The organism is Alcanivorax sp. (genome assembly GCF_014762765.1).
GTDB lineage: Bacteria > Pseudomonadota > Gammaproteobacteria > Pseudomonadales > Alcanivoracaceae > Alcanivorax.
Window position 1 is genome coordinate 1 of the sequence record NZ_JABURH010000038.1, and the last position, 5283, is coordinate 5283.

At 56.9% G+C, this 5283-nt stretch carries 6 protein-coding genes; 2 read left to right on the plus strand and 4 right to left on the minus strand.

Annotated elements, in window-relative coordinates; genetic code table 11:
* Positions 1-59 precede the first annotated feature (59 nt).
* Positions 60-728, minus strand: a complete 669-nt coding sequence (locus HUJ17_RS01185; protein ID WP_290508988.1) for a GntR family transcriptional regulator — start codon at positions 726-728, stop codon at positions 60-62.
* Positions 729-880: 152 nt separating this feature from the next.
* On the opposite strand from HUJ17_RS01185, the gene HUJ17_RS01190 reads away from it, so the two are divergent.
* Entirely contained in the window at positions 881-2029 is a 1149-nt protein-coding gene (locus HUJ17_RS01190; protein WP_290508989.1) for an alkane 1-monooxygenase, read from the plus strand.
* Between the two features lie 112 nt (positions 2030-2141).
* Here the strand turns inward: HUJ17_RS01190 and HUJ17_RS01195 are convergent, their stop codons facing one another.
* Complete coding sequence (locus HUJ17_RS01195) at positions 2142-2525, minus strand: hypothetical protein (protein WP_290508990.1); 384 nt, start codon at positions 2523-2525, stop codon at positions 2142-2144.
* 139 nt (positions 2526-2664) lie between these two features.
* Between HUJ17_RS01195 and HUJ17_RS01200 the strand changes: the two genes are divergently transcribed.
* On the plus strand, positions 2665-3012 hold the full coding sequence (locus tag HUJ17_RS01200; protein ID WP_290508991.1) for a helix-turn-helix transcriptional regulator: 348 nt from the start codon (positions 2665-2667) through the stop codon (positions 3010-3012).
* Positions 3013-3334: 322 nt separating this feature from the next.
* Here HUJ17_RS01200 and HUJ17_RS01205 read toward each other — a convergent pair whose 3' ends face one another.
* Together HUJ17_RS01205 and HUJ17_RS01210 are read right to left on the minus strand one after the other, a co-directional pair.
* Complete coding sequence (locus tag HUJ17_RS01205; protein WP_290508992.1) at positions 3335-4786, minus strand: TrkH family potassium uptake protein; 1452 nt, start codon at positions 4784-4786, stop codon at positions 3335-3337.
* A gap of 21 nt (positions 4787-4807) precedes the next feature.
* Positions 4808-5283 (minus strand): TrkA C-terminal domain-containing protein (locus tag HUJ17_RS01210; RefSeq protein WP_290508993.1); only part of this gene is annotated, 476 nt, incomplete at its 5' end.

The following is a 5283-nucleotide window of genomic DNA, read 5'->3' on the forward strand; positions in this document are numbered from 1 at the left end:
CAGGGTGAGAGCCTCTTGCTTGCAGCTTGCAGCTTGCAGCTTGCAGCTTGCAGCTGCTTCTACGCCGCATTACGGCGTTTGGCGATGGCACGCAGGACGATCTGGCACTGATTTTCGCCGTATTCGCGGATGTCGGCTTCCGCTTCTGCGGTTTTGCGGCCAACCACATTGATCAGCAGGCGCTTGAACAGTTGCAGGGAAACGTCGAATTCCGAGGTGTCTTCCTGCAAGGCAATAAAGGTGTAGCGCTTGAGCAGTGGGATCAGGTCGATGATGTCGGTGGCCAGGTAGCGATTGTTGGCGAACCGCTCGGTGGCGATTTCCACAAAGTGGAAGGCCAGCTGATGGGCGGCGGACAGATCGTTGCCCTGATAGTGCTGCTCCAGTTGCGGCAGCATTTCCACCATGTCTTCAATCTGGCCGGGCATCCAATTGCTGGCGGCCTGGCCGGCCAGCCGTGACAGCAGCATGAACAGGAAGTCATACAGGTCGTGAACTTGCTCATCGGTGACTTCGCACACCCGCGCGCCCTTGCGCGGCTGCAGCTCGATCAGATGCTGCTTTTCCAGCACACGAAAGGCCTCACGAAGTGAGTTAGTGCTCACATCAAGTTGCTTGGCCAGTTCACTTTCCGGCAGTCGAGCCCCGGGGGCCAGGGTGCCGGTGATGATCTGCTCGGCCAGGTGCTGGGCAATCTGCTCGCTCAGGCTGACGGCTTTCAACGACATGACAAAGGTCCTTTTCGGCTTCGGTGCGAATTATCCTCCGAGGCCGATACTATGGCACTAATTGAGTTGTTTGACAATTCAAGAAATCATGGATAACCTGACCATCACATTGAAGACTGTTACTTTTGGCTTGAACTAGCGAGGTATGAGCCATGTTCGAGAATATGAATCCGGACACCATGCTAAAAATGAAAAAATACGGCTATCTGAGCTTCTGGGCTCTGATGGTGCCGCTCGTACCGTTTTCTGCCTATGTGGGTGTGGAGAGCGGTACCCAGGATTTTTGGGCCTGGTTCCTCTACATCTTCATCTTCGGCATTATTCCGGTGCTGGATTACCTGGTCGGCAAGGACCCGAGCAACCCGAACGAGGAAGTTCAGGTGCCGACCATGAGTGAGGAAATTTTCTATCGGGTGTCCGCCATCGCCATGGGTTTTGTGTGGATCGCGGTACTTTTCTATGCCGGCCATGTCTTCATGACCAATGATTACGGTCTGCTCGGCAAGCTGGGCTGGATCGTGTCCATCGGTACCGTGGGTGGCATCATCGCCATCAACCTGGGCCACGAACTGATCCACAAGGATCCCAAGGTAGAAAACTGGATGGGTGGCCTGCTGTTGGCTACGGTGACCTATGCCGGTTTCAAGGTAGAGCACGTACGTGGTCACCATGTTCATGTGTCCACCCCGGACGACGCCTCTTCCAGCCGTTACAACCAGAGCCTGTATGATTTTCTGCCCAAGGCGTTTGTGCGCAACTTCAAGAATGCCTGGGTACTGGAAAAGAAATACCTGGAGCGTAAAGGCAAGAAGAACATCAGTGTCCATAACGAACTGATCTGGTGGTATAGCATCTCTGCCTTGTTCGCGGTGACCTTCGGGCTGCTTTGGGGTTGGCAGGGTGTGGTGTTCTTCCTGGGTCAGAGCTTCTTCGCTGCCCTGGCGCTGGAAATCATCAACTACATTGAGCACTACGGCCTGCACCGTCGTGTGAACGAGAAAGGCCGCTTCGAGCGGGTGACGCCGGCCCACAGCTGGAACTCCAACTACCTGCTGACCAACCTGGCCCTGTTCCAGCTGCAGCGCCACAGTGATCACCATGCCTATGCCAAGCGTCGTTACCAGGTGCTGCGTCACTATGACGAGAGCCCGCAGCTGCCGGCAGGTTATGCCACCATGTTTGTGCTGGCAATGATCCCGCCGCTGTGGAAGAAAGTGATGAACCCGCGGGTAGAAGCCTACTATGAAGGCGAGCTGGACCAGCTTTTCCGTGAGTCCAAGCGGGTGAACAACATCGCGTAAGAGCAGTTAACAGTTAATAATTAATAGTTAACAGCGAGAACAAAAAAGCCCCGGCTCTGCCGGGGCTTTTTGTTTGGTCGGTATGATGCGCACCTTGCACGCTAGAGGCCCCTTAGTAACCACAGGTCTTGTTGCGTAATTCCAGCCAGCGTTGGTGAAGGGTTTTCAGGGGTGTGATTTTCAGAGGGACACACAGCCGTTGTTCGCCCAGTGGGTCGAGCGTGGCAAGTTGCCGCAGCAGTGGCTGCAGGCTGCTTTCATGGAGGTTCGGCACCACGATGAACAGTTCTCCTTCCTGGGGAGAGAACGGGCTGGCGCTTAATATGCGGGAATGGCAAAGCTCATGGCTGCGCCAGATCAGCATGGAAATCTCCGAGGAGCAGCTATAGGCATAGATCACCCGGTAACGTTCCAGATCCAGGGCGTTGAGTTCTTGCCTGTGGATGGACTGGGGCGTTGATAATGTATTTTTTTTGCCAAGCCATTTTTTAAGCATCCTGCCTGCCTTGCCGCCATCTTGATTCGTGACGTGCTTTCCTTAGCTGAGTAGCGACTATTGGGGAATTTGCGTAATACGCAAACGATAAGTGCGTATTTGCATGGTGTCAATGCCGGCAGCTTTGGAAAATCCAGCCATGACAATCGGCGAGATACTCAAGCGTTACCGTCTCAGGATGGGAGAAACACTGGAAGAGGTGGCTTATCGAGCCGGTACTGATCCCAGCAATCTGTCACGGGTCGAGCGTGGCATGCAGCAACCTTCCGTTGCCCTTCTGGATGCTTTGGCGAAGTCTCTGGGCACGCGCGTCTCTGATTTATACCGGGAATATGAGGATGCGGCATCGACCAATCAGGTGGGTGAGCCTTCGCCTGCGGGCTGGGAAACTGATATGGGAAAGTTGCAGCGTCACTTCCGCGCACTCAATGACAAGAATCGGCAATTGCTGATCGATTTCTGCCGATTGCTTGAGAAGAACCAGTAGCGCGACGCCGTGAAACTGCGGTCAGCGCAAACCAAAAGCCCCGGCAATCCCGGGGCTTTTGGTTTCTGTCTGTGAGGCTAATGTGGGAAGCGATGCTTGCATCGCGAATAGCGGCGCTTCTGTTAACCCCTTCGCGCCTCAAGCGGCGTATTCGCCACGCTCACCCTTCGGGCCGCACTTCGTGCGTTACTCCGCTACGCTCCATTCCTACAGCAGGGGTTGTGGGTTCGTGCCGTTCTGTTGCCGCGGGCACGGCCTTTCAGTTGGCAGGGCTCCCCACACGCAACTATTAACTATTCATTGTTAACTATTAACTGCCCTTTTACTGTCGCCAGAACATGGGCGTAAACAACACCAGCAAGGTAAAGACTTCCAGCCGCCCGGCCACCATCAGTACCGTCATCATCCACTTGGCACTGTCGGTAATGTTGGCAAAACCGCCGCCGACCTGGCCGATACCGACGCCCAGGTTATTGAGGCTGGCGGCCACGGCACTGACGGCAGTGGTCAGGTCCATGCCGGTCATGGTGAACAGCAGGGTGAAGATGACCGATAGGGTGATATAAACCCCGACAAAGCCCCAGACCGCCTGTAATACCCGATCCGGCACTGAGTGGCGGCCAAAGCGCAGGGCAAACATACCGTTGGGATAAATCAGCCGTCGCAGCTCGCGGACGCTGTGGTGGAATACCAGGGCGGCGCGCACTGCCTTCATGCCGCCACCGGTGGAACCGGCGCAGCCGCCGATGAAGCTGGTGAAGATCAGCAGGTAGGGGATAAAGCCCGGCCAGGCGGCGGCGTTGGTACTGGTGAGCCCGGTCCCCGTGCTGAACGACGCTACCTGAAAAGCGGAGTGGCGCAGTGCATCATCGGCAGTGACATCTACCTTGAAAGCGAGCAGGCCCACGGTAATCAGCCCGGTATAAAGCAGGAACAGGGTCATGAAAAAGCGGAATTCCGGGTCGCGGATGTAGGCTATCAATGAGCGACCCCGCCAGACTGCAAAGTGCAGCGCAAAGTTGAGACCGCCGATAAGAATGAACAGGGTGGCGGTCCAGTCGATCCAGGGGTTGTCCCAGTAGGCCATGGAGGCGTCGTGGGTGGAAAAGCCGCCGGTGGCCACGGTGCTGAAGCTGTGACAGATGGCATCGAAAATGGTCATCCCCGCGGCCCAGTAAAGCACGGCACAGGCGACGGTGATAAACAGATAGAGTAGCCACAGGGCCTTGGCGGTTTCGGCGATGCGAGGCGTGAGCTTGGCATCCTTCATGGGGCCGGGAATTTCCGCCTTGTACAACTGCATGCCGCCCACACCTAGCATGGGGAGGATCGCTACCGCCAGTACCACCACGCCCATGCCTCCGAGCCATTGCAGCTGCTGGCGGTAGAAGAGAATGGATTTGGGCAGGAAGTCGATGCCGGAAAGAATGGTCGCGCCGGTGGTGGTCAGCCCGGAGACGGACTCGAATACCGCATCGGTAAAGCCCACCGGCACATCGTTGCTGATGTAGAGCGGTAACGCCCCGATAACGCCCAGTACCGACCAGAACAAGGTCACTACCAGAAAGCCGTCGCGGGTCTGCAGCTCTTCCTTGTGCTTGAAGAAGGGCAGCCACAGGGCCAGACCCAGTAGCAGGGTGATCACGAAAGACACCAGGAAGGGGCCTTCGCTGCCTTCCTGATACCAGTAGGACACGGCGACAGGCGGCATCATGGTGAAGCTGAACACCACCAGTAGCAGGCCGAGAATTTTCGAGATCAGTGCAAAGTGCATGCGCTGGCTTGGCCTCGGCCGTCAGAAGAAGGTAAACCCGACCTGGAACAGTTTTTCCACGTCCCGGGTGCGGCGTTTGTCGATCAGGAACAGGATCACGTGGTCGTCCGGTTCGATGACCACGTCATCGTGGGCAATCAGCACCTTTTCGCCGCGCACGATGGCGCCGATGGTGGTGCCTTCCGGCAGGTCGATATCCTCGATGGCCCGGCCCACCACTTTCGAGGATTTGCTGTCCCCGTGGGCAATCGCCTCGATGGCTTCCGCCGCGCCACGGCGCAGGGAGTAGACGTTGACCACATCGCCGCGGCGCACATGGCTGAGCAGGCTGCCGATGGTGGATTGCTGGGGCGAGATGGCGATGTCGATATCGTGGCCCTGCACCAGATCCACATAGGCCGGGTTGGAAATCAGCGTCATCACCTTGCGCGCCCCCAGCCGTTTGGCCAGCAGTGAGGCCATGATGTTGGCTTCGTCGTCGTTGGTGAGAGCGCAGA